Genomic DNA, 26245 nt, shown 5'->3' on the forward strand with positions numbered 1-26245 from the left:
CGGCTTGACGCTTGACGGCATTCGCCGCGGCTGCCACTTCAGCACAATGGAAACCGTTCAGTCGAAAGCGGCCCAGGGCCGCGTCGCCGATGCGCCGAGCGGCCACTGGGTCTACCGCATTCTGCCACGCTGGCTGTGGCCCTATGCGCAGCTTGCGCGATGGGACCGGCCGATCGGCTGGCAGCTGCTGCTGTGGCCGTGCTGGTGGTCGGCCGCCCTTGCAGCGAGCGCCTACCCTCGCCCCGGCGACCCGGTTCTCTCGCTGCTGCCGGCGCCATGGTATCTCGTGCTGTTCCTGGCCGGCGCCATCGCCATGCGCGGCGCCGGCTGCACCTACAACGATCTCGTCGACCAGGACATCGACAACCAAGTGGAACGCACGCGCTCGCGGCCGCTGCCGGCGGGGAAGGTCACACGCCGGCAGGCCTGGGCATTTCTCCTCATCCAGGCTTTGATCGGCCTCGCTGTGCTTCTGCGTTTCAACAGCTTCGCCATCCTGCTCGGCGTCTGTTCGCTTGCGATCGTCGCCATTTATCCGTTCATGAAGCGATTTACCAACTGGCCGCAACTCGTTCTCGGACTCGCGTTTTCCTGGGGTGCGCTGATGGGATGGGCGGCGGAGTTCGGCGACATCGATGGCCCGGCCGTTATGCTCTATATCGGCTCCATCCTGTGGGTGATCGGCTATGACACGATCTATGCGCATCAGGACAAGGAAGACGACGCCATCGTCGGTGTGCGCTCGACCGCACGCCTGTTCGGCGACAACACCAAGGCCTGGCTTGTCGGGCTCTATGGCGGAGCGCTGGTCTGCTTCGCCATCGCCTTTGCATCGGCGCAGGCGCCAGTGCCGGCGCTGGCCGGGCTGGTCGCCGCCGGCGCGCATATGACGCGGCAGATCGCCGTGCTTGACATCGACGATGCGGACCAGTGCCTGCGACTGTTCAAGTCGAATAACCAGGTCGGCTGGCTGATCTTCCTTGGCCTGATCGGTGGTGCGGTCTGGGCGGCGCTGAAGCCGCTGGTTTAGGCTCCCGTCTCCCCTTCTTGTGGGAGAAGCAAGAGGCGCATGTGGACTACTCGCGTGAGATAATTTCCTGTCCGCCAATCACCAGTCTGAGGCCGAGGTCGCCGGCCCTGCGGCGGGCGAGGAAGCGCGGGCGGCGCGTGTTCGAAATGCGACCCTTGCGACGGTCCTGCGCCGGCAATGTCTTGATGGCGGCGCCAAGCGATTCCTCCAGCGTGCGGGCGACGCCGTCGGATTCGATCAGAAGCATCGGCAGACGGTAGGCATCGGCCCAGGCGCGCCAGTCGGCGGCGACATCCTCGAGATCGTCGGCGACCAGCAGCGGCACCGACAGCATCGGATCATTGTGCAGAAGCTCCAAGGTCACCGTGACATTGCCATCCGGATCCTCCATCGCGCGGGCGGCCACGCCGCGAAACGCGTTGGCGGGCAGAGCAATGATCGCCGGCACGCCGCTCATCTCCAGCATGCGGCGAATGACGGCGCCACGGTGGTCGATGGTGAAGGTAACGTCGCCATAGTCGTCGCGCGTGGCATAGCTCACCACTTGCGGCAGGCGGAATGGATCGAGGCGCATGTTGCGCCCGGCCCAGACTGGCTTCAGTCCAGTGTTCATATTGTGCCTTTCCTGTCTCTCCTGAGAGCCGGTCTTCCGGGTCTCCGGGCCGGTTTTTCCAGCCTCGTTGTGGAGAAACATTAGCGCGGGCTTCTTATCGCGGCGCTTAAGAAAGTCGGTTAAATTTTGCTGATCTCAGAGGGATGGTTATCGGAATACGACCAGGCACAGGATATCGAAAGGATCAGATAACCTTACCGGGATTCATGATGCCGGCCGGGTCGAAGGCCGTCTTCACCCTGCGCATCAGATCGATCGCCATCGGCGGCGCCGTCGCGATCAATTCATCCCGCTTCAGCTGACCAATACCGTGCTCTGCCGAGATCGAGCCGTGGAAGCTGCGCACGACATCGTGCACGGCCTTATTCATGGTGTGATAGACCCCGAGAAACGCGTCGTCATCGCCGCCGACCGGCCGGGAAATATTATAGTGGAGATTGCCGTCCCCCAGGTGGCCGAAACAGACCTCGCGCGCACCCGGGCTGACCGATTGCACGGCGCCGGCGGCCTTTTCGATGAATTGCGGGATAGCCGCCACCGGCACTGAGATGTCGTGCTTGATCGAGGCGCCCTCCGGCTTCTGGGCCTCGGGCAGCACCTCGCGGAAATTCCAGAAGGCGTCGCCCTGGGCGAGACTTGCCGCGATCACCGCGTCGCCGACGATTTCCTGTTCGAGACCTTCCGACAGCACCTCCTCGATCAGGGTCCTCGCATCCTCGGCGGAGCGGCCCGACGAGATCTGCATCAGCACATACCATGGCCAGTCCCCGGCCAGCGGCCGCACGACCCCTGGCGCGTGCTGAAGCGTAAAGTCGTAGGGCCTCTGTCCGATCAGCTCGAAAGCGGTGAGTGCGGCCCCGGCACGGTCCATCGCCAGGCCGAACAGGGACAGCGCCGCCTCCGGCGAGGGCAGGCCGGCGAAAGCCACCTCACGCCCCTTGGGCTTGGGGAAGAGCTTGAGCACGGCAGCGGTGATGATGCCGAGCGTACCCTCGGCGCCGACGAACAGGTTCTTCAGATCGTAGCCGGTGTTGTCCTTCTTCAGCTTGCGCAAATCGTCGAACACCTCGCCCGTCGGCAGCACGACCTCGACCCCGAGGCAGAGCTCACGCGCATTGCCATAGGCAAGCACGCCGGTGCCACCGGCATTGGAAGAGAGATTGCCGCCGATCTGGCAGGAGCCTTGCGCGGCAAGCGACAGCGGAAACAGCCGGCCGGCCGCATCTGCCGCCTCCTGTAGCGTCTGCAGGATGACCCCGGCCTCGACAGTCACCGTGTTGGACAGGACATCGATCTCGCGGATGCGGTTCAGCCGCGATAGCGACAGCACGATCTCGCGCCCGGACATATCCGGCACCTGCGCGCCGACCAGCCCGGTATTGCCGCTTTGCGGAACGATGGGCGTTCCCGTCTCGGTCGCCAGCCGCATGATGCGGCTGACCTCGTCGACGCTGCCGGGCCTCAGCACCAGCGCCGTCCGGCCATGCCAAAGGCCGCGTCTCTCCGTGAGGAAAGGCGCGATGTCCTGCTGGTCGCGAAGCGCATATTTGTCACCGACGATGGCCGCAAAGCGATCAATGAGGGCGGGGTCGATATCGCTGGATATGTCGTTCATGGATGGAAACTATGGTGCTCAATCGATCTTGTCACGAGGGGCGGCGGCGCGCGAAAGCCGATCGTTGATCGCCTCGCCCAGCCCGTCGAACGGGATCGGCTCGACAGCGATTGTCTTGGCGCCGCTGCGATCGAGATCCTGCATGTGGGCAAAGAGGTTGGCCGCGGCCTGGCGCAGGTCGCCGGTCTCGGACAGGTTGCGAAAAGCGGCAGCGCTTTGCCAGCCTTCGACACGGCGGGCCCCGAACGCCAGCAAGGCTTCGTCCTTTGCGACTGTTGCGGCGTTGACCCGCACCGCAGCGCCCGGCGCGTAATGCGAGGCCAACATGCCCGGAGCCTCAATGCCTGTCGCACCGCGCAGCAGCGCCATGCCGGCGGCCGCTTCGATCTCCTCGGCGGCGATGCCGCCCGGCCGCAGCAGCCGCAGCTTTCCGCCCTCGACCTTGACGATCGTCGATTCGAGCCCCACGGACGTTGCGCCGCCATCGACCACCAGCTTGATTTTTGCGCCGAGATCGGCCGCCACCGCTTGGGCCGTCGTGGCGCTGATCCTTCCCGAAGAATTGGCGCTGGGCGCCGCAAGCGGGCGTCCGAGCCTGGCGATCAGCTCGCCGCCGAAGCCTTTCGGCATGCGCAGCGCGATCGTGTCCAACCCGGCAGTGACCAGTGGATGGATGCCGTTGCCGGGCCGCTGCGGCAGCACCAGCGTCAGCGGTCCCGGCCAGAATGTCTGCGCCAGTCTTTTCGACAGCGGATCGAACAGTGCGATGCGCTCGGCCATCGGCAGATCGGCAACGTGGGCGATCAGCGGGTTGAAGCGCGGCCGGCCCTTGGCCTCGAAGATGCGCGCCACGCCAACGCCGTTGGTGGCGTCGCCGGCCAGGCCGTAGACGGTTTCGGTCGGAATGGCGACGACATCGCCGCCTTCGAGCAGCGCCAGCGCCCGCTCCATCGCCTCGCTGGCGGCAAGTATCTCAGCCACTGTCATCACCTTACAGATGCGGGACCTCACAGATGTGGGTGCGTAGTACGGTGACGTTCTCGGGGCAAGCCCGGCACGAGGCAAGTCCGGCGGTTGGCGGATTACCAATCGCTAAAATGCCATCTTTCCTCGCAAGCCCGCATCAATTCCCCGACGGTAAGGTGTCGGCCTGTTGGGCAAGGGGAACTATCATGGTCTGGGTGCGTATCCTGGGAGCGCTTGGTCTCACTCTGGCGGCGGGCGGAGCACAGGCTTCGTCCTTCATTGTGCCAGGTGCACCATCCTCGACGCCGTCCCTCGTCAAGCTTGGCGCGCCTGAACCGGTGAAGGTGGCTGAGAGCTCCTCCACCCCATCGATCGTGGCGCTCGGTGAACCAGTGCCCGATATCACCTATGAAAAAGTTGCTGCGATCCCGAGCCAGCCCAAGCATGATTTCACGCAAAGCCCGATGATCATTCGCGGCGGCATCGTCGGCGACGCCTTCGCAACACCGGCCCCCAGCGCCGCGCCTGCCGCGACCACCGCTGCCGCAGCACCTGGTGCGGGCAGCAGATCCGACGAAAAGATAACAGGAACGAACAGCTCGCCTGAACCCGCAATGCCGCAGCCGACGCCCATTCCCGAGATCGACCAGGCTAGATAGCCGCTGGAGACCAGGACGACGCTCGCGCGCCGTCCTGGTCCGCTGAGTAAATTCCGTCGCCTGAAAAAACCTCAGGCCGCGACCTCTTCGTCCTCGTCGTCGGAGGCGTCCTCTTCGTCAGCGTCATCTTCGTCAGCGTCTGGCGCCTCGGCCTTCACGCTGTCGCCGTCGTCTTCATCGTCATCGTCATCGTCATCGTCATCATCTTCTTCGTCTTCCTCATCGTCATCCGAGAGGGTGGCGGCTTTGTCGTCTTCAGCGCCTTCCTCGGCCGTCGCTTCGCTTTCGTCCTCACTGTCCTCGTCCAACGGATCGGCAGCTTCGACCGTAGCAGCGGCGGCTTGATCGAGGGTTGTTTCGGAAGCAGACTCAAGCGTCTCGGCGGGCGTTTCTTCTGTCACTTCGATGTCGCGAGCGGAATTCATGGAAGCCTCCGTGGGGTTGGGGAACATGCTCCTTGTGGCACCCGGAGATCATCGTCATATGACTGTAAGCCGGCTCGAATCGGCTATTGGAAAGAAATATTTCCCAAGCCTCAGCCGGCGATTTTCGAGAAATCCGCAACCTGGTCGGTCGCTGCCCGGACGCGTGCCAACAGTGCGAGGCGGTTGGCACGAACAGCCTGGTCCTCATCATTCACGAGAACGCGTTCAAAGAATGAATCAACAGGTTCACGCAACGCGCTAAGCGCCAGCATGGCGGCGGAAAAGTCTTCATTGTGAATCGCTTCGCCGGCTTCTCTCTCGGCCTGATTCACCGCCGCAAACAGCTTCTTTTCAACATCTTCACGGAAAAGCGCCGGTTCGACGCGATCGGCGATGATTGTCTTCTTCTTCTCCTCGGCAGCGAGAATGTTGGCCGCGCGCTTGGTGCCAGCAAGCAGGTTCTTGCCGTCCTCGGTGTCGAGGAACGAGCCAAGCGCCTCAACCCGGCGGACGATTTGAAGAAGGTCGTCGTTTGACGATTGGCCAATCTCCCCCCTTGTGGGGGAGATGCCCGGCAGGGCAGAGGGGGGCGCCGTAGAGCGCCCTTCTCCGGCAGAATCTTGAGACGCCGGCGGGACAGCGCCCCCCTCTGTCGGCTTCGCCGACATCTCCCCCACAAGGGGGGAGATTGGGCGCGAACCCGCCATCAACACCGCATCGATCAGATCATGCCGCGCACCCTGATCGCGGAGGTAGACCTTCAGCCGGTCATGGAAGAAGGCGAGGAGGTTGTTGATCTCTTGCTGCTGTCTCTCTTCGGAGCGTTCAAAGGTGTTGTTCGAGATTGCGGAATCCCGCTCGATGACGAGATCGGTCAGCGAATCTCCCCCGAACTGCTGCTCTAGCTCCGCAGCAATCTCAAATTGTCGGTCGAGCTTAGGGTCGCGAATATGACCTGTAACGTCTTCGGAAGCGAAAAAGGATATTGCTTTCAGGGGCAATCTGATCCCATTCTCAATCAGTATTCTCGTTACCCCCAGCGCCGCTCTTCTCAGCGCATAGGGATCCTTCGACCCCGTAGGCTTTTCGTCGATCGCCCAGAAGCCGACTAGCGTATCGAGCTTGTCGGCGAGCGCGACGGCCACCGACACCGGGTCGGTCGGCACGCGGTCGGATGGGCCTTGCGGCTTGTAGTGCTCCTCAATCGCCGCAGCGACCGACGGATGCTCGCCCTGCAGCAGCGCGTATTTGCGGCCCATGGCGCCCTGCAGTTCGGGGAACTCGCCGACCACCTCGGTGGTGAGGTCGGCCTTGGCCAATACCGCGGCGCGGCGTGCGAGCGCGGGAATCTCCCCCCTTGAGGGGGAGATGTCGCCGAAGGCGACAGAGGGGGTCCTCTCGCGTGGAGCGCCGACTTCCTCTTTTTTCGAAAGGCCAGATCGCGTCGCGCCAGCCGAAGCGACCCCCTCTGGCCTGCCCTCTTTGCCACCACTTGGCATCTCCCCCTCAAGGGGGGAGATCGACTTCGCCACGATCGGCGCCAACTCCTCAGCCAGCCGGGCAATCCGCTCAACCCGTTCACCTTGCGTGCCGAGCTTGGCATGGAACGTTACGCCGAGATGGTCGAGGCGGGCCATACGCTGGTCGAGCGGCTTTTTGAGATCGAGCCCGAACTTTTCCGCCGATGCCTGCAACTGGTCGAGGTCGGGCAGGTCGCCTTGATCGGTATTCCAGAAATAGAGCGCGTCGGACAGCCGCGCGCGCACCACCTTGCCGTTACCGTAGGCGATCTCCTTGCCACCGTCCTTGGCCTCGATGTTGGCGGTCAGGATGAAGCGGTTGGAAAGCTCTTCACCGACGCCCTGCGGCCGCGTGACAAAACACTTCTGGTTGGCGCGAATGGTCAGCCGGATCACCTCGGCCGGAATGGCGAGAAAGTCCTGCTCGAATTCGCCCATCAGCACGACAGGCCATTCGACCAGGCCTGACACTTCCTCGAGCAGGCCCTCGTCCTCGACCAGATCGAGCCCGTTGGCGAAAGCAAGATTCCTGGCGTCCGCGAGGATGATCTCCTTGCGCCGGTCGGCGTCGAGAACGACCTTCGCTGCCTCCAGCTTGGCGGCATAGTCGTCGAACCGGCGCACGGTGATCGCGCCCGGCGCATGAAAACGATGACCGTAGGTGACATTACCCGAACGGATGCCATCGATTTCGAAATCGACCACCACCGGCTCCTCGGTCTCCGGGCCGAAGGTGCAGAGGATGGATTGCAGCGGCCGCACCCACCGCAACGATCCGGGGTTCGCCGAGGCCGGCCCCCAGCGCATCGATTTCGGCCATGGAAAGCCGCGGATGATGCCCGGCACCAACTCGGCGATGATTTCTTCCGCCGCCCTGCCCGGCTTGGAGATATGGGCGACATAGAAGTCGCCCTTCTTCGGATCGGCATGGATATGCGCCTCGGCGATCGAGGAAAGACCGGCTTTGCGCAGAAAACCTTGAACTGCCTGTTCGGGAGCCTTGGTCGACGGTCCCTTGATCTCCTCGCTAATGTCCTTCGAGCGCGCGGTCACGCCGCGAATGTCGAGCGAAAGACGCCGCGGCGTCCAGTATTCGCGTGCCGCCTCGTAGGTCAGACCGGCCTCGACAAGACCGTCGGTCAGCATCTTCCTCAGGTCGCCGGCAGCCCTGCGCTGCATGCGGGCGGGAATCTCTTGCGAGCGGAGTTCGAGCAACAGATCCGGCATCAGAGTTTCCCTCCCCGCATGCCTTTTCCTTTTTTGCACGTCCTCGCGCCTGCGGCGCTGCGGGCGTGCGGCTGAGCAGGAATCTCTTCCGAGCGGAGTTCTAGAAGCAGGTCGGGCATTGATGGGGCTCACGCGGCAAATGGTCCGGCGGGGCATAGCAACTCGGCTGGCCGCTGTCACCCTTCCGCGCAACATCGGGGCATCTACCGGCGATTTCAGAAAAAAGCGATGGACTGTCGGGTTGGAGCGAGCCCGCTCGTCCTTGGGTCAAAGATCTCCACGAACCGAACGCAGCGCTGAAGCGACCAACGCTCAGGCGGAGAACTATTGGCTGAACGACCATGAAGACGGCATCGACATTTCTCCAGATCCTCGCGCTCAGCGCCTGTTTCGCGGCGCAGGCTCATGGCACGTTCGCGATGCCCGGCGTCAGGCAAGCGCTGCGGACGATGGCTGGCTCCAGCAGCCAAGGCGTATTGCCAATCAGCGCTTCAGTCGAAATCCCCAACGGCCTTTGGAGCTAAGCTGCCAGCCCGCCGGCCTGCGTCATCAAAAACGCCTCACCGCAGGCCTTGGCCAGATTGCGCACCCGCAGGATGTAGCTCTGCCGCTCGGTGACGGAAATCACACCACGCGCGTCGAGCAGGTTGAAGACGTGACTGGCCTTGATGCACTGGTCGTAGGCGGGGAACACCATCCGGTGCATCGCCAGATTGTCGTTCGAAGCTGGCGAGCCGGCATCGAGCAACGCCTTGCACTCCGCTTCGGCGTCCTCGAAATGCCGAAGCAGCATCGCCGTGTTGGCGAATTCGAAATTGTGGCGCGAATATTCCTGCTCGGCCTGCAGGAAGACGTCGCCATAGGTCACTTTGTCGGCGCCCTCGCGGCCGTTGAAGTTGAGGTCGTAGACATTGTCGACGCCTTGCACATACATCGCCAGCCGCTCCAGCCCGTAGGTGAGCTCGCCCGCCACAGGCGCGCATTCGATGCCGCAGACCTGCTGGAAATAGGTAAACTGCGACACTTCCATGCCGTCGCACCAGCACTCCCAGCCCAGCCCCCAGGCGCCGAGCGTCGGGCTTTCCCAGTCGTCCTCGACGAAGCGGATGTCATGCAGCAGCGGATCGACGCCGATGGCTGCCAGCGAGCCGAGATAAAGCTCCTGCAGATTGGGCGGGTTCGGCTTCAGGATCACCTGATATTGGTAATAGTGCTGCAGGCGGTTCGGGTTCTCGCCATAGCGTCCGTCCTTGGGCCGGCGCGAGGGCTGCACATAGGCCGCATTCCAGCGCTTCGGCCCCAGCGCGCGCAGTGTCGTCGCCGGATGGAACGTGCCGGCGCCGACTTCCATGTCATAGGGCTGGAGAACGACGCAGCCATAGTCCGCCCAGTAATTATGCAAGGTCAGGATCAGCCCCTGGAACGAGCGGCTGGGATGCATATGGGCTGGGATGTCAACGGTCACGGCGGCCTCGACGCGAAAGGCGGGGATGCGGCCCTCCCTAGAGCGCCCACCGGCAGGCGTCAAGGCAAGTGGCCGGCCGCAGCCAGGGTGAGTTAACGCGTGACATACGGCGCAAGCGCTGAATCTGTGGGTCCCAATTGATTCGGTTGGGGGAATGACTGCAGCGGACGGTTCACACTTACCTTGGCCCGAGTCCGCACGACAAGATTGCGCTCGCAAACAAAATAGCAGGCAGCGAGCAGTTCGCGATGTGGGCTCAAGTGAATTCCCGGCCCAAGAGACGGACGGCGAGAGCGGTGTGTGGCGGCCTGATCGTGGCCCCTTGCTGGGGCCAGAGATGAGAGCGCCCAGCGGTCATTCCCGCGCCTCAGCCGTTCAGCGGCTCTCATGTGTGGTATCATTCGGCAGGCGTTCAGCGCTCTCGAGGAGACAAAAGTCATGGATTCCCAAGGGATGGCTCAGATGTCCTCCGTCGATTCTCTTGCAGCGAGTTTATTGTCGGCAACATTGATGTTCGATCGGGCCTCGTTGCTGGCGCTCGAGGCTTTAGCTGCCGAATCCGACCGTCGGGTCCTGAGACGCGGTGAGGTTCTGGTTCGCGAAGGCGATGCGTCGGACAGGTTTTTCATCGTGCTGTCTGGACGCTTTACGGTACACAAAGGAGATTCGACCGGCTTGGTCGCGGAGATCGCACAGGGTGAACTCATCGGTGAAATCGGTTTCTTCGCGGGACTACCCCGCACGGCCACTGTCCTTGCAGCGCGCGATTCGATCGTCCTTGAAATCGGTCGCAGTAATTTCGAGAAGGCGGCCGAGACATTGCCTAGCCTGAGAGAGGCGGTCACGGTATTTCTGGCGCGCCGGTTTGCCACCCAATCTCCGAGTTCATCGCGTCTCAAGGAACCTGCCAAGATCCGAACGCTCGCAATCATTGCAGCCGGCGGAAGTCGCATCTCACCGGTGCTCATCCAGCACCTGCGGCAAGCGTTCGGCGCGGCCACGCGCGCTCGGTTCGTTTCCCGGCTTGACATCCAAGCGAAGTTCCCAGGTCTTCCGATCGACGACCAGCCGATCCTTAACTGGTTGAACGAACTGGAGGCGGAAGCCCAATTCATCGTCTATGTTGCCGATGAGGAACCTAATGAATGGACCCAAGTCTGCATTCGCCAGGCCGATACCGTCCTGTTGCTGGCCAACGCGTCCTGCTCGCCTCGCCTGAACCCGTCTGAGAAACTGACGCTATCGGTCCATCCGCCATTGACCAGTCGGCTTGTCCTAATTCACGACAATCGCCCGGCTGCGGTCTCCGGTACCTCTGCATGGCTCGATGAGCGACCCTATGTTGACCAGCATCATCATGTTGCGCTGGACGACGCGTCTGATTTCCAGCGCCTGGTCCGATTTATTTCGGGCAAGGCAGTGGGCTTCGTGGCGGCAGGGGGTGGATCCCTCGGTAGCGCTCACTTAGGCGTCTACAAGGCTTTCGTTGAGGCGGGCGCTTGCTTCGACTATCTCGGCGGGACAAGTTCCGGAGCGGCGATGATGGCCGGCTTCGCAAGAGGCTTGGATGCCGACCAGATCGACCGAGGCACCCACAACATATTTATCAAGAGCCGGGCGTTTCGCCGTCCCACCTTGCCGCATTTCGCACTTCTGGATCACAAAGCGTTTGATCAGGCCCTTCGGCTGGAATACGGCGACGTTCTGATCGAGGATCTTTGGCTTCCGTTCTTTGCGCTTTCGACCAATCTGAGCAGCCGTCAGCCCCATGTCCACCGTCGTGGCAAGCTCTGGCACGCCGTTCGGGCGTCCGGCTCCATCCCGGGTGTCCTGCCGCCGTTCTTTACAGATAACGGCGATATGCTGGTGGACGGCGCTATCATGAACAATTTGCCGCTGGAGCAGATGACGGAGCTCAAGACCGGACCCAATGTCATCGTTACCTTCGGGTCGAGTGCACCGCAGAAATACGACATAGACTATGATCGCATCCCCGGAGCTTCCGAACTGGCATTGGCCTTGCTGAACCCTTTCGGTCGTGCCCGCTTGCCTCGAGTTCCCAGCATGCTTCAGGTCATTGCCTCGAGCATGCTGGCACACCGGCCACAGGACATTGCCGTCGGCGAAGAGGATATCCTGGTCTGTCCGGAGGTTCCGAACACTATCAGCTTCATGGATTGGAGTCGGCATTCCGAGTTGTTTTCGGATGCCTACGACCGTACGACCCGATGGATCGAGGAACATCTCCGCCAGAACGACTCAGGGCTCCGAGCGGTGCTCGGCACCGCGCACGATTAGCATGGCTTATAGTCCAGACCCTTAGCTACAGCGGCGACGAGCCCGCATAATCGAATTCAGAAGTATTCAGCCCTTCGGCGCGGGCGCCGGTTCGGGCTTGACCTTCGGGGTTTCCTGCGCCGTGTTGGATTCGATCGGCGGCAGGCCCTTCAGCAGCTTCTGCTGCAAGGCAGCGAGCACGTCGGGATCCGGCTTGAGGTCGCGGGCCTGGTTCCATTGGAAGGTGGCTTCCAACCGGCGGCCGACGCGCCAATAGGCATCGCCGAGGTGATCGTTCAGCACCGGATCTTCCGGCTTTAACGAAACGGCACGTTCCATTTCGCGCACGGCGTCATCAAACCTGCCCAGCCGGAAATAGGCCCAGCCCAGCGAATCGACGATGTAACCGTCGCTCGGCCTGAGGTCGACGGCCTTCTGGATCATCTCAAGGCCTTCCTTAAGGTTGATGTTCATGTCGACCCAGGAATAGCCGAGATAGTTCAGAACCTGCGGCTGGTCGGGGAACAATTCCAGCGCTTTGCGGAAATTCGGCTCTGCCTTTGGCCACTCCTTCAGCCGCTCATAGGCAATGCCGCGCTGGTAGAAAACGTTCCAGTCGGCGCGCGTCGGGGTCTTCAGCGCCGCCACCGCCTTGTCGTAGAGATCGGCAGCAGAGCGGAAATCCTCCTTCGAGCCATAGACGCCACCGAGCGCCTGATAGGCGCGCATGTCGTCGGGATGCGCTTCGACGAGGGCTTTCAGATGGGAGATGGCCTCGTCATGGCGGTCGAGATCGGCAAGGTTGAGGCCGAGCTGCAGTTCCGAAAGCTCCTTCAGCGGCGAATTGGCCGGGATGCGGCGATAGAAGGCGATGGCGCCCTCGCCGTCCTTCAATTGCTCGGAAACGGCGGCGAGCTGGACAAGAGCCGCATCACTGTCGGGCTTCAGTGCCAGGGCATATTGCAGATAAAGGCGGACGAACGGCTCGCCGCCGCCGCGATTGAGCGCGGTGGCGAGATCGAGCAGAATTTCCGAGGCGCCGTCGGATGGGCCGGCAACGAAGGGTTCGATCTTCTCGCCCTTGGTGATCTTGTCGCGAAGCGCCGATATTTCCACCTTGCCGGATGCAAACGCCTCGGCCTGATCAAGCACCGACAGCGCCTTGTCCTTGTCGCCCTTGCGGGCGAGGAAGGAGGCGTAGGCCTGCGCATTGCGCATCCAGGTTTCGGGCGCGGCGCTACCGGTGGCGGTGTCCTGCAGCGTCGCGGCGTAGATTGCATCCGCCTTTTCGGGCAGGCCCGACGCATCCGCAATCAGCGCGCGATGGAAGGATTTGAACAGGCCGAACCAGTCCGGCCCCTGCAGCTGGTCGATGGAGGCCATGGCCTCGCTGGCGTCGCCGGCGCCCTGCTTGGCCCAACCGGTCATGACGCCGGAGATCAGCCGGTCGAGATCGGATTCGAGCGAAAGCTTGAGCCAGTATTCTGCCTTGGTGAAGTCCTTCTTGTGAAAGGAACCGACGGCCAGCGCCAGGCGCGAAAACCGCTCGACGTCTGGAACTGCCTTGAGCTTGTCGGCATAGACCAGGGATTCTTCGAAGCGCCCTTGGGCGATCAGCGACAGCATCAGGCTTTGCTGCAACGAGGTATCACCAGGAGCGAAGGCGAGCGCCTGCTTGTAATAGGTGATGGCGCTGTCGAGATCGTTATCGCCCTCGGCGACCCGCGCGGCGAGATAGGCTCCCGAGAAGGATGTGATCTTGACTGGCTCGGTGGTCTCTTTGGCTTGGGCTGGCAGACCGGAGATCGCCATGCCCGTCACAATTGCCAGCCCCGTCAGCCAGCGCGCACATCCTTGCCGCATCGTATCCCTTTCAGTCAAAGCCATGCCCGCGTCAGCGGGATCGCCGTAGACTCGATCTTTTCCAGGCAAAGCATGGCCTTTTTGGGGTCACGCTTCAACCCGGCGCGAATTCACAATCGGGTCATGCGCTTAACAAACCACGTCAACAGAGCGCCTAACTGCGACCGTCGACCGATTTTGCCGGGCTGGCGGACTGCCGGCTTGTCCTGCTGCAGTCCCGGCAACCGATGCCGTAAGCTATCCGTAAGCGGCGAGGATCGAGAGTTTCCGCAGCGGAATGATGCGTGGAACCGTGCAGATGGACGCCGTTGCTTCGACCAGGAAAATGCCGATGCTGGAAATGCCGCGGGACGAGCAGGCCTTCGCCATTGTCGATCTGATCTACGAAGCAGCGTTCGCCGCCGAGCTGTGGCCGGACGTATTGGGAGCGGCAAGCGCGATCTCGCGCTCGGCAAGCGGCGCGATCTTTGTCTTCAGCGATCACACGCCGGTCCGCGCCATCACCGAAGCGCATGTCCAGCCCTTGCTCGACGAGTTCATGGCGGGAGACACCTGGAAGTTTTCCGAAAGCGTGCAGCGCATGTGCAGCGCGCAGCCCGCAGACTTTGTACGGGTCGACGATTTCATGACCGACGAGGAGATCGAGCGCGATCCCGTCCGTAAAAGTGCGACGGCATTTGGCGTTGGGTCGCATGTATGCACATCCGTCCCAATGCCTGGCGGAGAGCTTGCCCTGTTTGTCTTCCAGCGCTGGCTGAAGGACGGGCTCTACGATCAGGCCGCGATCGATCTGCTGAACGGACTGCGTCCCCACCTCGCAAGAGCCGGTCTTGTCGCGGGGCGTCTGGGTCTGGAACGGGCCAGGACCGCAGTGTCTATTCTCGGGGAAATCAGGTTGCCGGCAGCAGTCATGAGCGGGTCGGGCCGCGTGCTGACGGCCAATCTGCTCCTCGAAGACATGGCGGACATGTTCGTTCCCTTGGCCCATGGCGGCATGGCGCTTGCGGACGGACCGGCAAACGCGCTTTTCCAACTGGCCATTGCGCACAACCAGGATAACCGCGCCGTGCGGCCCATTCCTGTTCCAGGCGCGAAGGGGCGGCCGGCGCTGATCGTCCACCTCTTGCCGTTGCGCCGCGCCACGCATGATATTTTTTCAGGCGCAGATATTCTCGTCACGGCAACCGAGGTCAGCCTCTGCGCGACTGTTCCGTCGCCCCATATCCTTTCCGGCCTGTTCGACCTAACGCCGGCTGAAGCCCGGCTCGCCGTCGAGCTTGCCTCTGGCCGTTCCGTGCAGGAGGCGGCCATGGAAATCGGCATCGCCGTCAAATCGGCCCGCACCTATCTCGAGCGAATCTTCCGAAAGACCGGAACCAGCCGCCAGAGCCAGCTCGTGGCGCTGCTGAAGGGCGCGAGGACGTTTAAATGATCTCGTCGACCACCCAGGTTTCGATGCTGCTTGTAAGAATCTGCTGATCTGCTGGGGAAATTCCGTGCCGTTTTCGGCGCCACGCTCGATGAAGCTCAGAACCCCTAGATGAGTCTTGCGTCCAGCGACTGCATCGCCACGGTGACCAGATCGTGCAGCCGCTTTTTAGGCACACGGTCGCGCGCCTGCACCGAGAGACCAAACAGAACCGTGGTGTAGTAATCGCCCAAGGCTTCCGGGTCGGTGTCCGGTTTGAGCTCCCCCTCCCGAACGCCCTTGCTCAGGCGCTCGACAATCAGTGCGTTGCGCGCCAGGCGACGCTCGGCCAGCCAGTAAAGCACGCCATCGTTCTCGGCGGCGCAGTTGGTCGCGGCCGTGACGACCATGCAGCCCTGCGGCAGATCCGGCCTCGTGTAGATTTCGATGGCATCACGCAGCAGCCGCTCGACAAACCGCCGAGCGGTTGGCTCCTCGGCAAGCGCGCGGGTGGCGAAGCTTCCTTCCTTGGTTTCGTAGAGAACGACAGCTTCCCGAAACAGATTCTCCTTCGAGCCGAAGGCGGCATAGATGCGCGGCGACGCCAGACCAAGCACCGACACCAGATCGGCCATCGAGGTACCCTCATAGCCCCGCGCCCAGAAGGCGTCGCGGGCCTTCTCCAGCGCCTGATCGCGATCGAACTCCCTTGGCCTTCCCGCCATGCGACCTCCATTTTTTATCAATCAACAAATAATCCGCTTGACTTCGGATTGCAAATTTAATTCTTTGTCGATCGATAAAGAATCGTCGACATGGAGATTGACATGAGTTCACTTGATCAGGGGGCGCCATTCGGCGCCGCGGCAGCAGGAGGGATCAGCGCGAAGCGCGGCGCCACGCTGGCATTGCTTGCCTTCGCGCAGCTCATCATCGCACTCGACCTCAATATCGTCTTCGTGGCTTTGCCGGAAATCGGCGCGGGGTTGGGCTTTTCGGGCCAGACCCTGCAATGGGTGGTCAGCGCCTATACGGTGTTCACCGGCGGCTTCCTGCTGTTTGGTGGCCGGGCCGCCGACCTGATCGGCCAGCGCCGGGTTTTCATCTTCGCGCTCTGGCTCTATGCGCTTTCGTCTTTGGTCGGCGGCGTCGCCTGGTCGCCGGAAATGATCATCGCGGCTCGTGCGGTGCAAGGTATCGGCGCCGCGTTCCTGTTCCCGGCCACGCTGTCGCTGATCAACCGCCTGTTTGCCGAAGGGCCGGAACGCAACCGGGCGCTCGCGGTCTGGGGCGGCGCCGGCGCGAGCGGCCTGACGCTCGGCTCGCTGGCGGGAGGCCTGCTCACCGGCGCCTTCGGCTGGCCCTCGGTCTTCTATGTTAACGTGCTCTTGGCCGGCGTCGCCATCATTGCGGCGTTCGCCATCATTCCGCGTGACAGCAAGCGGCACGAACACCGCAGCTTCGATCTGCCGGGCGCGCTGACCGTCACCGCCGGCGCGACCTTGCTTGTCTTCACGCTGGTTCAGGGCCCCGAATATGGCTGGGGATCGACCGCGATCATCGTCAGTGCGTTGCTGGCGGCATTCTTCCTGATCGCCTTCGCGGTGATAGAGGCGAAGAGCGCCGACCCGCTGATGCCGCTGCGCCTGTTCCACAACCGCAGCCTCGTCGCCGGCATGACGATCACCTTCCTCTTCATGGGGACTTTCGGTGCCCTGCCTTACTTCCTCACTGTGCTGCTGCAGAACGTGCATGGCTTCACCGCCTTGCAGGCCGGCCTTGCGTTCCTCGTACCATCCATCGCCATCGCGGCCGGCACGCAGTTCGGCGAACGTCTGGCAACACGTTTTTCGACACGCGCCACGCTGGTCGGCGGCATGGTCATCGGCGCGATCGGCACGGCCTTGATGGTATCAGGCGCAAACGCGGACAGCAGCTATCTGTCCCTCGTACCCGGCCTGATCATCTCCGGCGTCGGACAAGGCATTGTCTGGACTGCCATGTGGATCGCTGCCGCCTCGGGTGTTTCCCATGACGAGCAAGGTGTCGCGTCGGGGATGGCCTCCACCATGCTCAATGTCGGCAATGCGATCGGCATGGCGGTGCTGATCGCGATCGCTAATCGCCATGTCGGCGGATTGACCGGTGACGCCTTGAAGATCGCTGTCGCCGACGGCATCCAGGTCGCCTTCTGGCTCGCTGCGGCAGGCATCGCCGTCAGCCTGCTCGCCGCATTGGTGCTTCCGGGGAAACCAAGATGAGGAGCGGCGCCTCTCAGCTCACCCGGCTGATGCAGAAATCGATGACGTCGATCAGCGCCGATTTCTGCGGCGTCGCTTCAAGCGGCGCCAGCGCGTCGCGGGCGATCTCGCCGAAATGGCCGGCGCGCCCAATGGTGTCGGTAATCGCCCCGTGGCGGGTCATCAATCCGATTGCCTTTTCCAGCCCGGCGTCGTCGGTGACATTGTCCTCGATGGCCCGCTTCCAGAAGGTGCGTTCGGCCTTGGTGCCGCGCCGGTAGGCGAGGATCACCGGCAACGTCACCTTGCCTTCGCGGAAATCGTCGCCGACATTCTTGCCCAGATCCTTGCTGGTGCCGCCATAATCCAGCGCATCGTCGATCAGCTGGAAGGCAAGGCCGAGATTCATGCCATAGGACCGCAGTGCCGCGCGATCATTTCGCGTCGCCTGGGCGATGACCGGTCCGACCTCGGCGGCGGCCGAGAACAGGGCGGCGGTCTTGGCCTTGATCACCGCGAAATGCTCATCCTCGGTGGTTTCGAGGTTCTTGGCTGCGGCGAGCTGCATCACCTCGCCCTCGGCGATGATCGAGGCCGCACTCGACAAGATGTCGAGCGCTTCCAGCGAGCCGACGTCGACCATCATGCGGAAAGCCTGGCCGAGCAGGAAATCGCCGACCAGCACGCTCGCCTGGTTGCCCCAGATCATGCGGGCGGTCTTCTTGCCGCGCCGCATGCCGCTTTCGTCGACGACGTCGTCGTGGAGGAGCGTGGCTGTGTGCATGAACTCGACCGATGTGGCGAGCTTGACATGGCCTTCGCCGGAATAGCCGAACATCTGCGCTGAGGCGAGCGTCAGCATCGGCCTCAGCCGCTTGCCGCCCGAAGAGATCAGGTGGTTGGCGATTTCTGGGATCATCTCGACGTCGGAGCCGGCCTTTGACAGGATCAGTTTGTTGACGCGGCCCATATCGGCCGCCGTCAGGTCGATGAGATCCTTGATCGAGGCAGCTTCCCGCTTCCCGTTTTCAATGTTGAGAACGACACCCACGACAAAACTCCCAACCTCAATATGCACGACGGCATGCTGGTCCCTTGAGAGGACTCTAGGGCGGTACCCACGGGCACGGCAAGAGGCGAATTGGCGCGGTCGAGACTGGCAAGGCGGGCCACCCACATTTACATGAACGCTGCAACCTGCGAATTTCCCCCCATGATAGAGCTTATCCGCACCAACGATGCCGTCATTATCTCCTTTGTCGAATCGCTGATGCGTGATGCCGGCATTGGCTGTTTCGTCGCCGACCAGAACATGAGCGTGCTCGACGGTTCGATCGGCATCCTGCCCAGGCGCATCATGGTCGGCGCCGATCAGGCCGATGCGGCTCGGCGCATCCTGACGGATGCCGGCATCGCCAACGAGATCCGCCAGACATAATGTCCGCGGCGCGCGCCACCCTCGTCCAGGACACGCCGGCCCATACGGTCGATGCCTTCCATCGCGGGCGGTTCTGGCTGGTGCAGCCGAAACAGGCCGGCCATCGCGCCGGCATGGACGCCATGATGCTGGCCGCTGCCGTGCCGTCCTCCTTCACCGGCCGCCTAGCCGATTTCGGGGCGGGTGCTGGCGCTGCGGGCCTGGCCGTGCTGTCGCGCTGTCCTGATGCGACGGCCGTGCTCGTCGAAAAGTCTGCGGAAATGGCTGCCTTCGCAGCGACGACGCTTGCCCACCCCGGCAATGCGCATCTCAATGACCGCGCCTCGGTGCTCGCCGCCGACGTCGCGCTGTCGGGCCAGGCGCGAACCGCCGCCGGGCTTGCCGACAATTCCTTCGATTTCGTCATCATGAACCCACCCTTCAACGCGGCCGAGGATCGCGCCACGCCCGACCCGCTCAAGAAGGCGGCGCATGTCATGGAGGACGGATTGTTCGACAGCTGGATCCGAAGTGCGGCTGCGGTGGTCAGGCCGCGCGGCGGTCTTGCCGTGATTGCCAGGCCCGATCAGCTCGGCGCCATCCTCGATGCGATGTCAGGCCGCTTCGGCGACGCCGAGATGCTGGCCGTCCACCCTCGCCCCGAGGCAGCGGCGATCCGCATCGTCATCAGGGCAATACTGGGTGCGCGCGGAAAGCTGTCTATCCGCCCGCCGCTGATGCTGCATGCGCAATCGGGCAATGGCCCTTCGGAGCGGACCGAGATGATCAACAACGGACTGGCTTCCCTGTTCGGCGACTGATCCCTTTTTACCGGCAGGCGTCGCGGCATTGCCGTTGGCCGGCGAATCCCTACATGCCTTCAGACCAATTGACCGGAGATCCCGTGAAACGCCTTCTCAACCGCCTGCTGCCGAAATCCTGGCGCCCCGACATCGTCACCATTCCCGTCATCCGGCTGCACGGCACCATCATGGCCGGCGGCGGCCAGTTTCGGCCGAGTCTTTCGCTGGCGTCCACCGCCGGCCCTATCGAGAAGGCGTTTTCCTTCGAAGCGCCCGCAGTCGCCATTTCGATCAATTCGCCGGGCGGCTCGCCGGTGCAATCGCGGCTGATCTTCAGACGTATCCGCGACCTGGCGACCGAGAAGAACAAAAAGGTTCTGGTCTTCGTCGAGGACGTGGCGGCGTCGGGCGGCTATATGATCGCGGTCGCCGGCGACGAGATCTTTGCCGATCCGTCCTCCATCGTCGGTTCGATCGGCGTGGTGTCGGCCTCGTTCGGCTTTCCCGAGTTGATGAAGAAGATCGGGGTCGAGCGCCGCGTCCATACCGCCGGCCAGAACAAAGCGGTGCTCGATCCGTTCAAGCCCGAGAAGAAGGAAGACGTCGAGCGGCTGAAGGCGCTGCAGCTCGATGTCCACGAGACCTTCATCGACCTCGTCAAGGACCGGCGCGGGCCCAAGCTCAAGGACGACCCGGACCTGTTCACCGGCCTGTTCTGGACCGGCAAGAAGGGGCTGGAGCTCGGCCTTGTCGATGCGCTCGGCGATATGCACAGCGTGCTGAAGACCCGTTTCGGGCCAAGAACCCAACTCAAATTGATCACGGCGCCGCGCGGCCTGTTCGGCCGCTTCGGCTGGTTTGGTTCAAGCATGAAGGGCTTTTCGGCACCCGATATCGCCGCTGCCGCCGCAAGCGGCGTGATCGATGCGGCGGAAGAGCGCGCGCTATGGGCTCGCTTCGGGCTTTGAAAAACCGGTGAAACCGTCTAGCATGAAGCGTCAAACGACCCGACCGGATGCCTATGCCGGCCTTGCGAGGGAGGAGTTTTGATATGCCGCAGATCATTTTCTTTGCCCTCGTCGGCGCCGTCGCCTATTTCGGCTATCGCTCCTTCGTCAGGGAAGCCGAGCGCGTGACGGCCAAGATACGGCGCACCGAAAAGCAGGCTACCAACGGCTCAATGGGCACGCTGGTCAAGGATCCGAAGACCGGCGAATACCGGCTGGCCAAGGACTGACATCATCCCGCTCGCGACTGATACAGTGGATTCCGGCATCACCGTCCGGGCGTTGCACGCGCATGCCAAGATAAATCTCGCGCTGCACGTCACCGGCAGGCGCGCCGACGGCTATCACACGATCGAAAGCCTGGCGGTGTTCACGCGCTTCGGCGACAGCGTCGAGATCGAGCTCGCCGACAGCGACGGGTTTTCCGTGTCGGGCCGATACGCCTCCACGGTCCCGCCCGACGACAGCAATCTGGTCATAAAGGCGCGCGACGCGCTGCGAGAGCAGGCTGGTCTGCAGCACACACCGCCGGTCGCCATCAGGCTCGAAAAGAACCTGCCGGTCGCATCCGGCGTCGGCGGCGGGTCGAGCGACGCCGCAACGGTGCTGCGCGGGCTGGCCGAGACGTGGAGGCTGGACCTCGACGAAGCCGAACTGGCGCGGGTCGCCCTCCCGCTGGGCGCCGACGTTCCAATGTGCCTCGCTGCAAAGCCGCTGATCGCGCGCGGCATCGGTGACGAGTTGTCGACCGTTCCCGGCTTTCCGGCACTCGGGCTGGTTCTCGTCAATCCCGGCACTGCCGTCTCCACGGCCGAGGTGTTCAATGCGCTCTCCGGTCGCGACAATGAGGGGCTGCCGCCGCTGCCGCGCAACCTCGACTTCCACAGCATCCGCAATTGGCTGGAGGTCACGCGCAACGATCTCGAGCCCGCGGCGCGGGCGATCCAACCCGCCATCGGCAAGGCGCTTTCGGTGCTCAACAAGGCCGGAGCGGGGTTTGCCCGGATGTCCGGTTCCGGCGCGACCTGCTTCGGGCTGTTCGAGACGGGCAATGTGGCCAAGCGCGCGGCCGTCGATATTCGCAGCCGCCATCCTGACTGGTTCGTCGCTGCGACGCGAAGCAGGACATCGGAGGCTGACTGATATGGCCAGGATTGACGAGAGCCGCTCCTTCGTTCCCGTGCGCATCGCGGTGCTGACCGTTTCCGATACGCGCAGCCTCGCCGACGACAAATCCGGCCAGACGCTGGCCGACCGCATCGTGGAGGCCGGCCATGTCCTGGCCGCTCGCGATATCGTCACCGACGATCGTGAGAAAATCCGAGACAAGGTTCTTGGCTGGTCGAAGGACGAAGCGATCGATGTCGTCATCACCACCGGCGGCACTGGCTTTACCGGCCGGGACGTGACGCCGGAGGCGCTGGAGCCGATCTTCGAAAAGCGCATGGACGGGTTTTCCGAAGTGTTCCACCGTATTTCCTACGACAAGATCGGCACTTCGACGATCCAGAGCCGGGCGACTGGCGGCGTCGTCAACGCGACCTTCGTCTTCGTGCTGCCCGGTTCGCCCGGCGCCTGCAAGGACGCCTGGGACGGCATTTTGAAGCCGCAACTCGACTACCGGCACATGCCCTGCAACTTCGTCGAGATCATGCCGCGCCTGGACGAGCATCTCAGGCGCGGCGGCACCAAGATAAGTTAAGCCAGATTCCCCAAAGGCTATTTCAGGGCTTTCCCAAGGATCAGCGCCGGATGACCGGCTCGCCGTGGAATCGTCGGCGCGAGGGCGGCGAAACGCCGAAGCCGACTTCCATCATCAGCCGCGGTTTGCGCGTCGGCACGGTGCCCATGTGGAAGCCGAACGGATCCTCGACAAAACCTAAACCCGCCTCGCCGGTCAGCGTGATCGGGCTCTGCGCACCATAGACGTTCAGAACCTCTTCCGCCGGATGGCCGACAAGAAGCGTCATCTGGTGCTTGAGGATGCGTCGATTGTGGCTGCCCCTGATATAGACATGCGGACCGGTCTCGGCATCGACCGGATTGAGATAGAAGAAGAATTTCAGCATCCGCCAATCGTCGAGATCGAAGTGGTATTTTCCCAGCGATGCCAGGTTCTTCTCGGCGTCGGAGACGGAGCTCGTCGGAAAGCTCCACCAGACGCGTGTGGTGATCAGCTTTGCCTGGCTGCCGAGATAATGGGCGGCGATGTCGAGAAGCAGCGGGTCGCGCTGCACGGTAAGCGCGGCATTACAATCGAGGATCCGCTCGAAAAAATGCCCGCTGAGCAAGGGGCGGCCGAAGCGCTTCTCGGCCTCGGCATGCTCGGCCGGCAGGAACTCCAGCCGACGGTCGAAATTGCCGAAGCAAGGCGTGCGCTGCGCAAAGCTGGCGATCTCCTCGTGGACCGACGACGGCAGGGCAAGCCCTGAAAAGAGGCCGTCCGAGCGGAGCGCGCCGACTGCCGCCTCACGATCGACGCCGGTGAACATCGTTTCCCCGGTCTTTTGTGCCGGTCGAACCGGTTTGGCGCCACGCCAATGCAACCGTCGCGCCGGCATGGTGCGCGCCAGCATGAACATCGGCAGCCATGCCGGATTCTCGCGAAGGTCCGACAGATAGGTCGGAATCCGCACGGCAATGCGTCGCAGCAGGCTGCCGTTTCGGGCGATCGACTCGAGGCTGGCAGCACCGGATTTGTCAGGGCCTGAAAGGGTCATCGGGATCCTCAGCAATGAGCGCAGCGTCGACGAAGCGTCGGTCGCCCACCGCTCCAGCGTTACCCAAACCCATCTGCCCGCATCAGTGGTAACCTTAGGGCAGGTTTTGTGCAATGCACAATAAAAGCGAGGCCGATAATTTCTCTGGGGAGATGATGCTCGCCCCACCAACTTACCCAGAACCGACATTTACAATCGAATGCCGTCGACGCCGAACAAAAATGCGCGCTGGAATCCGAAAATTTCCGTCTTGCCGATTTCGAAACGATTCGCTTCGCGGCTTTCAACTGTGATCATCGAGCCGTTAGCGAGCAAAGCGTGGCCGTAGGTGACGCCGCCCAGGCGCTCGACAAGGGAGATCGTGCCAGAAAGCGCTCCCGTCGCGCCTTTGGCGGGCACGAAATGCTCGGGACGAACGCCGAGGCTGACTGACGTGCCCGGTTTCGGCGGCGCGCCGCGTGTGGTGATGGCCAGGCCGGCGAGGCCGGCCTCCGGCGCCGCGACCACGGCCCTTCCGTCTTCGACAGCCGTGACCGTAGCCGGGACGAAATTCATGCGTGGCGAGCCGATGAAACCTGCCACGAAACTATTGTCCGGGTCCTCATAAAGCTCCAGCGGGGCGCCGACCTGCTCGATGCGACCGGCGCGCAGCACGACGATACGGCTGGCCAGCGTCATGGCCTCGATCTGGTCGTGCGTGACGTAGATCATGGTTGTGCCGAGTTCCTGATGCAGCCGGGCGATCTCGATGCGCATCTGCACACGCAGTTCGGCGTCGAGGTTCGACAGCGGCTCATCGAACAGGAAGACGCCCGGCTGGCGTACGATCGCGCGGCCGATGGCAACGCGTTGGCGCTGTCCGCCGGAAAGCTCGCGTGGTTTACGCCCGAGATAGGCCTCCAGATGCAGTATCTTCGCCGCCTCCGCCACCTTGCGGTCGATCTCTTCCTTAGGGCGCCTGGCCATCTCCAACGGAAATCCCATGTTGGTGGCCACAGTCATGTGCGGATAGAGCGCATAGGTCTGGAACACCATGGCGATCCCGCGCTTGGCTGGATCCTCCTCGGTGACGTCGCGCGCGCCGATCAGGATACGCCCGTCCGAGGTTCTTTCCAGCCCGGCGATCATGCGCAGAAGCGTTGACTTGCCGCAGCCGGAGGGGCCGACAAAGACGACGAATTCACCATCGGCGACGTCAAGATCGACACCACCGATAATTTCGGTTTCGCCGAAGCGCTTCTTGACCGACTGAAGTGATAGACCCGCCATAGTTCTTCCTCGAGCCTATTTTACGGCGCCGTCGGTGAGGCCGGAGACGAACCAGCGGCCGACAAGGGCGAAGAGTGCGACGACCGGAATGATAGCTGCCGTGGCGCCGGCAAGCAGCAGGCCCCAGTCGATCTGATACTGGCCGATGATGCCGGCAAAGCCGACCGGAATGGTGCGCCTGGCATCCGAGACGATCAGCACCGACGCGAACAGGAACTCCGTCCAGGACGAGATGAACGCGAAGATAGCGACGCTGGCGATGCCCGGCGCAATCAGCGGCATCAGGATCCTGACCAGGATGGTGGTGGTGGGTGCTCCATCGACGACCGCCGCCTCCTCGATCTCGCGCGGAACGGTCGCCAGGAACGAACGCATCATCCAGATCGAGAACGGCAACGCGAAGGCGACGTTCACGATAACCAGCGCCACTGGGCTGTCGATCAGCCCGACTTTCGCGAACAGGCCGTAGAGCGGGATCAGCACCACCACGCCGGGGAAGGCGTAAGTGAGCAGGATCGTCTTGTAGAGCGCGTTGCGGCCCGGGAACTCCATGCGAAAAAAGGCATAGGCGGCAGGCAAGGCCAGCAACACCGTGAAGGCCGTGGAAAACAGCGCCACAACCATGCTGTTGAGCAGGTAAATCGGGAAATCCGAGGCCTGCAGGAGCTTTTCGAAATGTTGAAGGGTAAAGCTGTGCGGCACCATCGTAGGTACACGCTGAATGATTTCCTTCGGCAGTTTGATGGAGCCGCTCAACACCCACCAGAACGGCAGACCGATTGCAAGAGCAAGGACCAGAACGCCGCCATAGAGCGAAAGAGACTGGCCGAAAGTGCGCCTCATCGATCCGCCTCCGCCGCCGTCATGGCGCGCGTCGTCAAAAAAGCGAATCCCATCAGGAGGATGCTGGTGAGGACGGAAATCGTCGCAGCTTCGCTCAAACGATAGCCCTTGAAGGCGGTTTCGTAGATGAGCACCGGCAATGTCTGGGTTGCGCCGGACGGGCCACCCGCGGTGAGCAGCCAGATCACGTCGAAGACATTGAAGGACAGAAGCGTGCCGACGACGCCGAGCACCATCAGCGTCGGTTGCAGCAACGGCCAGGTGATGCGCTTGAAACGCTGGAACGTGCCAGCGCCATCGATCCGGGCCGCCTCGTAGAGATCGCCCGGGATTCGCGTCAGGCCAGCCAGCATCATCAGTGTGGTGAACGGAAACCAGCGCCAGGAATTGATCATGATCAGCGTGGTCATGGCACCTTCGCGCGTCGCGAAGAAGCCAACCGGACGCTCGATCACGCCGGCCTGGATCAAAAGCGGGTTGATCATGCCGCCAGACGAGGAAAGCAGCCAGCGCCAGATGATGACGACCACCACCGTCGGCACGATCCATGTGAGGATTATCCAGGTGCGTGCGATTTGGACGCCGGGAAATTTTTGATTGAGGATAAGCGCCGCTCCCAGCGCCAACAAAGTCTGCACCACCGCGTTGGACAGCACCCAGACGACACTGCGGCCAAGCGCACGCCAGAAGCCGGCGCCGCCGAGGATCGTTGCATAATTGCCGAGGCCGATGAACTGGCCTTCAGAACCGATCACGCCGACATCCTGAAAGCTCAGGATGGCGGCTTGAACGAGCGGCCAGCCGAGGACCGCCAGCAGGAAGAGGAGCGCCGGCGAAACGAACGCAAAGGCGAGCGTCGTATTCTTCATGAGCGTTCC

The 26245-nt window shown here is 62.7% G+C and carries 24 protein-coding genes; 11 read left to right on the plus strand and 13 right to left on the minus strand.

All coding sequences use genetic code 11. The features are described from left to right. Positions 1–46: 46 nt before the first annotated feature. Positions 47–1030 (plus strand): 4-hydroxybenzoate octaprenyltransferase, encoded by a 984-nt coding sequence (ubiA, locus tag NKH73_RS28775; protein WP_352938097.1) that lies wholly within the window; start codon positions 47–49, stop codon positions 1028–1030. 46 nt (positions 1031–1076) lie between these two features. Here the strand turns inward: ubiA and NKH73_RS28780 are convergent, their stop codons facing one another. The 3 genes from NKH73_RS28780 to NKH73_RS28790 form a co-directional block, all read right to left on the minus strand. After that, a complete protein-coding gene (locus NKH73_RS28780; RefSeq protein WP_352938002.1) occupies positions 1077–1643 on the minus strand; it encodes a DUF6101 family protein in 567 nt (188 codons plus the stop codon). 184 nt (positions 1644–1827) lie between these two features. After that, complete coding sequence (locus NKH73_RS28785; RefSeq protein ID WP_352938004.1) at positions 1828–3258, minus strand: FAD-binding oxidoreductase; 1431 nt, start codon at positions 3256–3258, stop codon at positions 1828–1830. 18 nt (positions 3259–3276) lie between these two features. Next, the gene (locus NKH73_RS28790; RefSeq protein WP_352938006.1) at positions 3277–4239 is read right to left on the minus strand and encodes an L-threonylcarbamoyladenylate synthase; all 963 of its coding nucleotides are present in this window, start codon (positions 4237–4239) and stop codon (positions 3277–3279) included. A gap of 191 nt (positions 4240–4430) precedes the next feature. Between NKH73_RS28790 and NKH73_RS28795 the strand changes: the two genes are divergently transcribed. Beyond that, positions 4431–4883, plus strand: coding sequence for a hypothetical protein (locus NKH73_RS28795; RefSeq protein WP_352938008.1), 453 nt, complete (start codon positions 4431–4433; stop codon positions 4881–4883). A gap of 71 nt (positions 4884–4954) precedes the next feature. Here NKH73_RS28795 and NKH73_RS28800 read toward each other — a convergent pair whose 3' ends face one another. The 3 genes from NKH73_RS28800 to NKH73_RS28810 all read right to left on the minus strand — a co-directional run bounded on the left by NKH73_RS28800 (position 4955) and on the right by NKH73_RS28810 (position 9496). Further along, positions 4955–5308, minus strand: coding sequence for an ATPase (modular protein) (locus tag NKH73_RS28800; protein ID WP_352938010.1), 354 nt, complete (start codon positions 5306–5308; stop codon positions 4955–4957). Between the two features lie 110 nt (positions 5309–5418). Further along, a complete protein-coding gene (gene glyS / locus NKH73_RS28805; RefSeq protein ID WP_352938013.1) occupies positions 5419–8055 on the minus strand; it encodes a glycine--tRNA ligase subunit beta in 2637 nt (878 codons plus the stop codon). 520 nt (positions 8056–8575) lie between these two features. Continuing rightward, entirely contained in the window at positions 8576–9496 is a 921-nt protein-coding gene (locus NKH73_RS28810; protein WP_352938099.1) for a glycine--tRNA ligase subunit alpha, read from the minus strand. 486 nt (positions 9497–9982) lie between these two features. On the opposite strand from NKH73_RS28810, the gene NKH73_RS28815 reads away from it, so the two are divergent. Continuing rightward, positions 9983–11818 carry a patatin-like phospholipase family protein gene (locus NKH73_RS28815; protein WP_352938015.1) on the plus strand — a complete coding sequence of 612 codons (1836 nt, stop codon included), beginning with the start codon at positions 9983–9985 and terminating at the stop codon, positions 11816–11818. A 66-nt stretch (positions 11819–11884) separates the two neighbouring features. Here NKH73_RS28815 and NKH73_RS28820 read toward each other — a convergent pair whose 3' ends face one another. Next, positions 11885–13660, minus strand: coding sequence for a tetratricopeptide repeat protein (locus NKH73_RS28820; RefSeq protein WP_352938102.1), 1776 nt, complete (start codon positions 13658–13660; stop codon positions 11885–11887). A gap of 298 nt (positions 13661–13958) precedes the next feature. On the opposite strand from NKH73_RS28820, the gene NKH73_RS28825 reads away from it, so the two are divergent. Then, on the plus strand, positions 13959–15092 hold the full coding sequence (locus NKH73_RS28825) for a helix-turn-helix transcriptional regulator (RefSeq protein WP_352938017.1): 1134 nt from the start codon (positions 13959–13961) through the stop codon (positions 15090–15092). A gap of 104 nt (positions 15093–15196) precedes the next feature. On the opposite strand, the gene NKH73_RS28830 is transcribed toward NKH73_RS28825, so the two are convergent. Continuing rightward, positions 15197–15793, minus strand: a complete 597-nt coding sequence (locus tag NKH73_RS28830; protein WP_352938019.1) for a TetR/AcrR family transcriptional regulator — start codon at positions 15791–15793, stop codon at positions 15197–15199. Positions 15794–15895: 102 nt separating this feature from the next. On the opposite strand from NKH73_RS28830, the gene NKH73_RS28835 reads away from it, so the two are divergent. Next, positions 15896–17329 carry an MFS transporter gene (locus NKH73_RS28835; RefSeq protein ID WP_352938022.1) on the plus strand — a complete coding sequence of 478 codons (1434 nt, stop codon included), beginning with the start codon at positions 15896–15898 and terminating at the stop codon, positions 17327–17329. Between the two features lie 13 nt (positions 17330–17342). On the opposite strand, the gene NKH73_RS28840 is transcribed toward NKH73_RS28835, so the two are convergent. Further along, positions 17343–18359, minus strand: coding sequence for a polyprenyl synthetase family protein (locus NKH73_RS28840; RefSeq protein ID WP_352938025.1), 1017 nt, complete (start codon positions 18357–18359; stop codon positions 17343–17345). Between the two features lie 162 nt (positions 18360–18521). On the opposite strand from NKH73_RS28840, the gene NKH73_RS28845 reads away from it, so the two are divergent. The 6 genes from NKH73_RS28845 (at position 18522) to moaB (ending at position 22237) form a co-directional block, all read left to right on the plus strand. After that, positions 18522–18746 (plus strand): putative signal transducing protein, encoded by a 225-nt coding sequence (locus NKH73_RS28845; protein WP_352938028.1) that lies wholly within the window; start codon positions 18522–18524, stop codon positions 18744–18746. Next, positions 18746–19546 (plus strand): tRNA1(Val) (adenine(37)-N6)-methyltransferase, encoded by an 801-nt coding sequence (locus NKH73_RS28850; protein WP_352938030.1) that lies wholly within the window; start codon positions 18746–18748, stop codon positions 19544–19546. Before NKH73_RS28845 ends, NKH73_RS28850 begins: the two co-directional genes overlap by 1 nt. 83 nt (positions 19547–19629) lie before the next feature. Continuing rightward, positions 19630–20496, plus strand: a complete 867-nt coding sequence (locus tag NKH73_RS28855; protein ID WP_352938032.1) for a S49 family peptidase — start codon at positions 19630–19632, stop codon at positions 20494–20496. Between the two features lie 83 nt (positions 20497–20579). Then, the gene (locus NKH73_RS28860; protein ID WP_352938034.1) at positions 20580–20765 is read left to right on the plus strand and encodes a hypothetical protein; all 186 of its coding nucleotides are present in this window, start codon (positions 20580–20582) and stop codon (positions 20763–20765) included. 25 nt (positions 20766–20790) lie between these two features. Then, positions 20791–21678, plus strand: a complete 888-nt coding sequence (locus tag NKH73_RS28865; protein WP_352938036.1) for a 4-(cytidine 5'-diphospho)-2-C-methyl-D-erythritol kinase — start codon at positions 20791–20793, stop codon at positions 21676–21678. Position 21679: 1 nt separating this feature from the next. Further along, positions 21680–22237, plus strand: a complete 558-nt coding sequence (gene moaB / locus NKH73_RS28870) for a molybdenum cofactor biosynthesis protein B (protein ID WP_352938038.1) — start codon at positions 21680–21682, stop codon at positions 22235–22237. A 40-nt stretch (positions 22238–22277) separates the two neighbouring features. Here moaB and NKH73_RS28875 read toward each other — a convergent pair whose 3' ends face one another. From NKH73_RS28875 to NKH73_RS28890, 4 genes are all read right to left on the minus strand, one after another. Beyond that, on the minus strand, positions 22278–23255 hold the full coding sequence (locus NKH73_RS28875; RefSeq protein WP_352938040.1) for a phytanoyl-CoA dioxygenase family protein: 978 nt from the start codon (positions 23253–23255) through the stop codon (positions 22278–22280). 189 nt (positions 23256–23444) lie between these two features. Then, a complete protein-coding gene (locus NKH73_RS28880; RefSeq protein WP_352938042.1) occupies positions 23445–24524 on the minus strand; it encodes an ABC transporter ATP-binding protein in 1080 nt (359 codons plus the stop codon). A gap of 15 nt (positions 24525–24539) precedes the next feature. Beyond that, positions 24540–25367 carry a carbohydrate ABC transporter permease gene (locus NKH73_RS28885; protein ID WP_352938044.1) on the minus strand — a complete coding sequence of 276 codons (828 nt, stop codon included), beginning with the start codon at positions 25365–25367 and terminating at the stop codon, positions 24540–24542. Next, entirely contained in the window at positions 25364–26236 is an 873-nt protein-coding gene (locus NKH73_RS28890; RefSeq protein ID WP_352938046.1) for a carbohydrate ABC transporter permease, read from the minus strand. The genes NKH73_RS28885 and NKH73_RS28890 overlap by 4 nt, the downstream gene beginning before the upstream one ends. Between the last annotated feature and the right edge of the window lie 9 nt (positions 26237–26245).

This window comes from Mesorhizobium sp. M0938, from assembly GCF_040319125.1.
Taxonomy (GTDB): domain Bacteria; phylum Pseudomonadota; class Alphaproteobacteria; order Rhizobiales; family Rhizobiaceae; genus Mesorhizobium; species Mesorhizobium robiniae.

Excerpts from the sequence above, each read along its gene's own strand:
- NKH73_RS28815 (WP_352938015.1), top strand. The coding sequence starts at position 9,983 with ATGTCCTCCGTCGATTCTCTTGCAGCGAGTTTATTGTCGGCAACATTG.
- NKH73_RS28860 (WP_352938034.1), top strand. The coding sequence starts at position 20,580 with ATGCCGCAGATCATTTTCTTTGCCCTCGTCGGCGCCGTCGCCTATTTC.
- NKH73_RS28810 (WP_352938099.1), bottom strand. The coding sequence starts at position 9,496 with ATGCATCCCAGCCGCTCGTTCCAGGGGCTGATCCTGACCTTGCATAAT.
- NKH73_RS28785 (WP_352938004.1), bottom strand. The coding sequence starts at position 3,258 with ATGAACGACATATCCAGCGATATCGACCCCGCCCTCATTGATCGCTTT.
- moaB (WP_352938038.1), top strand. The coding sequence starts at position 21,680 with ATGGCCAGGATTGACGAGAGCCGCTCCTTCGTTCCCGTGCGCATCGCG.
- NKH73_RS28830 (WP_352938019.1), bottom strand. The coding sequence starts at position 15,793 with ATGGCGGGAAGGCCAAGGGAGTTCGATCGCGATCAGGCGCTGGAGAAG.
- NKH73_RS28795 (WP_352938008.1), top strand. The coding sequence starts at position 4,431 with ATGGTCTGGGTGCGTATCCTGGGAGCGCTTGGTCTCACTCTGGCGGCG.
- NKH73_RS28780 (WP_352938002.1), bottom strand. The coding sequence starts at position 1,643 with ATGAACACTGGACTGAAGCCAGTCTGGGCCGGGCGCAACATGCGCCTC.
- glyS (WP_352938013.1), bottom strand. The coding sequence starts at position 8,055 with ATGCCGGATCTGTTGCTCGAACTCCGCTCGCAAGAGATTCCCGCCCGC.
- NKH73_RS28820 (WP_352938102.1), bottom strand. The coding sequence starts at position 13,660 with ATGCGGCAAGGATGTGCGCGCTGGCTGACGGGGCTGGCAATTGTGACG.
- NKH73_RS28875 (WP_352938040.1), bottom strand. The coding sequence starts at position 23,255 with ATGACCCTTTCAGGCCCTGACAAATCCGGTGCTGCCAGCCTCGAGTCG.
- NKH73_RS28835 (WP_352938022.1), top strand. The coding sequence starts at position 15,896 with ATGAGTTCACTTGATCAGGGGGCGCCATTCGGCGCCGCGGCAGCAGGA.
- NKH73_RS28845 (WP_352938028.1), top strand. The coding sequence starts at position 18,522 with ATGATAGAGCTTATCCGCACCAACGATGCCGTCATTATCTCCTTTGTC.
- NKH73_RS28850 (WP_352938030.1), top strand. The coding sequence starts at position 18,746 with ATGTCCGCGGCGCGCGCCACCCTCGTCCAGGACACGCCGGCCCATACG.
- NKH73_RS28800 (WP_352938010.1), bottom strand. The coding sequence starts at position 5,308 with ATGAATTCCGCTCGCGACATCGAAGTGACAGAAGAAACGCCCGCCGAG.
- ubiA (WP_352938097.1), top strand. The coding sequence starts at position 47 with ATGGAAACCGTTCAGTCGAAAGCGGCCCAGGGCCGCGTCGCCGATGCG.
- NKH73_RS28825 (WP_352938017.1), top strand. The coding sequence starts at position 13,959 with ATGGACGCCGTTGCTTCGACCAGGAAAATGCCGATGCTGGAAATGCCG.
- NKH73_RS28880 (WP_352938042.1), bottom strand. The coding sequence starts at position 24,524 with ATGGCGGGTCTATCACTTCAGTCGGTCAAGAAGCGCTTCGGCGAAACC.
- NKH73_RS28885 (WP_352938044.1), bottom strand. The coding sequence starts at position 25,367 with ATGAGGCGCACTTTCGGCCAGTCTCTTTCGCTCTATGGCGGCGTTCTG.
- NKH73_RS28890 (WP_352938046.1), bottom strand. The coding sequence starts at position 26,236 with ATGAAGAATACGACGCTCGCCTTTGCGTTCGTTTCGCCGGCGCTCCTC.